The following is a 2,787-nucleotide window of genomic DNA, read 5'->3' as shown; positions in this document are numbered from 1 at the left end:
TATCTGTAGATCAACTTTTAAATTATCGCCATCTTCAGTAACAAGACCTTCTCTACATTTCCACCCTAAGTTGTTAGTTGTTATTTTCTGCTTGATGTTACTACAAAATCAACAACCATTGTATAAGACAACTTGTAAAAAATAAATTATGTCGATTATGTCTGTGACGTTCGACTGTAATTAGAAAACGATACGAATTGATAACCAATAAAGTTAAGTGAGGAACTAACAAGTAGTGGTTACTTAACAGAAAATGGGTGGGGGAATTAACAGAAAATAAAAAAATGGGTGACATACTTGCAGAGCAATAACCATATCTATTACTTAAATCGTAATGCAATAACAATAAGTCCAGATACGACGATAATGACTATATCTGGACTTACAGTGATTTTAATACCAGCTAATAATCTCTCTATCCACAGCAACATCATCAATTACATCTCCATGCCTCGCTGTACACTGCCTATTACTACTAATTATTCAATAAATAACGTTAACGATACGAATACGTTAAATTTGTTTGATAACTACATCAGCCAAGCACTAAAAATAATCCTTAATATCCCGCCCCTGACGCCTCAATCGACGATAACCTACCCAATGGTATCAATACCAATGATAACGGCGCACCAGACCGCTCTGAGCGAGTTATATGGCAAGGATTGAGTTTAAGTGAAGATACCATTACAAATGCGACTATCGAATCGTAAGTGAAGGCGGGATAGTTTGTCGCTACAATCAACGGGTAACCCTATCTTGGTCTAAAGGCGTACCTGACTGCAATCGTTGAAGTAAACTAAAAACAATAAAGGCATCGATACTAAACCTTGTTATAGATATCGATGCCTTTATCTTTTTTAATTCTATCCATTATCCTTAGAAAATATTTTTATTTTTTCCTACCTGTCGCTGACACTAACTTACAAAAATAATTAAACTCGTTATCTATCTTTGCTACCCATTCACTCATCATCGCGTAACTAACACACGATTCTTTTGATGCATCTAATGTGGTCAACCGTTTCATGTAGATCCCCGTTAAACTACTTCTGATATGCTCTGGAGTGTTTAGGTGCTCCATCATGATTGCTATCCTTTCTTTTTTCTTATTCATTTAGAATTCATTCTTTAGGCTAATATAAAAACATACCATCTAGACAATCATCCCCTAACAACTCAAGTTTGTCATTTTTAATATTTAAATTAATTTCGTAACTTACTTACAACTTTAACAGGTGTGTTTTAAATATTGTTCAGTGCTTACGAATATTTAATTGTATCGTTCATACAAATATTAAATGATGATCAATATTTACTCTCACCATTAAAGTGAGGTGCTAGTTAATTATATTAGCTAGGGAATAATTGTAATGCAACTACGATAATAATCCTCGGTGATAATCAGTAGCGATATGAAAATGAAATAATTTAAAATTAAAATAGGAGTTTTGATTAATAATTAAAAGCAAAGGGGGCGATATATAATAATAGTTTGATTGAATTAACGATTAATGGGTTTAGTTTTGATTATTTTTATTAGGAATGGAATTAGAATTCGGAGTGATGTTCGAATTGCATCCATGTTCTCTGGTGTTGGGTGTGTAATGGTAAAATAGATAACTGGCGATATAAAACGGGTCACCAGCTATCACTCATTGAAACTTATGGCTTTTGATAAAAAGCGATAAATTCACTCGCATTATATTTCCAGCACTTATGATTAGCCATGTCGATATCAATTAAGAATTTATAACGAATTAAAGGCTTCTGTAATTCTTGTTTTTTTGAATCGTCGATGGTGACATCACCAAGACTTTTTATTTGATTAATTAAACTTGATTCCGTTTGAAATAACTGTTCACACTTAATCGACTCAGGATCCTTTACGTGATCCAATTTAACCCAATCAATGTACTCATCATAATCACGGATGAAATCTTTTAAGCTAAATGTTGCTCTGGGGGATTCGGTAACATCTGAAGTACACATCGAATTATATTTAGTAAGTAGATTACGATACGTCAATATCTCATCAGGGAGATTACTATCAATGTCACCCACTAAGTAGTTATAGGTTTCTGCAGCAAGTATTTCAGTATTTTTTACTTTATCAAATTCAGGCTCTAAATACGCACGAAGCCGAGATTCAATGTCGCTCAACCTAAAAATCATTAATGGGCACTTGTTCATATTGTTAGCACTAGAAATACCGCTATCAAGATTAGTATCTGCGATCGTGTAGTTGCAACTTAAGAGGAGCGGTAAAGCCATTAAAATATTTTTATTGAACATCATCACTAACCAACCTAACACCGAGAATGCAAAGAACATTACCACTTGCTTACGCAAGGTTCAACGTTAAGCGTTGTAATTTTAATGGGAATATCTTTTTTTAGAACCATCATCAACATTGCATCATGGGACGCTCGTTATTGGCCCTGTAGATGACTGTCGCTTACCGCTATGGCTTCTTCCTTAGTTTTTTAGCATTGCTTTGGTATATATTCTATTCGTCTCCCAAGGCATTGCCTTGGGAGAGATCTCCCAAGGCGCTGCGAATTTTACAGTCTCCCAAGGCACTGCGAATTTTACAGTCTCCCAAGGCACTGCCGTTTCCTATTCGTCTCCCAAGGCGCTGCGAATTTTACAGTCTCCCAAGGCGCTGCGAATTTTACAGTCTCCCAAGGCGCTGCGATGATAATCGAGAAATAATGGCTATATCCCAAGGCGCTGCGAATTTTACAGTCTCCCAAGGCACTGCGAATTTTACAGTCTCCCAAGGCA

General features: G+C 35.6%; 2 protein-coding genes. Both read right to left on the bottom strand.

The annotated features are described in order from the left end of the window. Window positions 1-892: 892 nt before the first annotated feature. Window positions 893-1,087, bottom strand: a complete 195-nt coding sequence (locus GLP24_RS19690; protein ID WP_144043140.1) for a hypothetical protein — start codon at window positions 1,085-1,087, stop codon at window positions 893-895. 578 nt (window positions 1,088-1,665) lie between these two features. Next, window positions 1,666-2,352, bottom strand: a complete 687-nt coding sequence (locus GLP24_RS19685) for a hypothetical protein (protein WP_144043139.1) — start codon at window positions 2,350-2,352, stop codon at window positions 1,666-1,668. Window positions 2,353-2,787 lie beyond the last annotated feature (435 nt).

Source organism: Photobacterium carnosum (genome assembly GCF_021236965.1).
In the GTDB taxonomy this organism is placed as follows: Bacteria; Pseudomonadota; Gammaproteobacteria; order Enterobacterales; family Vibrionaceae; genus Photobacterium; species Photobacterium carnosum.
Note: the sequence above shows the minus strand (reverse complement) of the source record. Positions and strands in the feature narration are given on the sequence as shown.

Bases quoted from the DNA above. Each gene is read 5' to 3' on its own strand.
- GLP24_RS19690 (WP_144043140.1), bottom strand. From the start codon at position 1,087: ATGATGGAGCACCTAAACACTCCAGAGCATATCAGAAGTAGTTTAACG.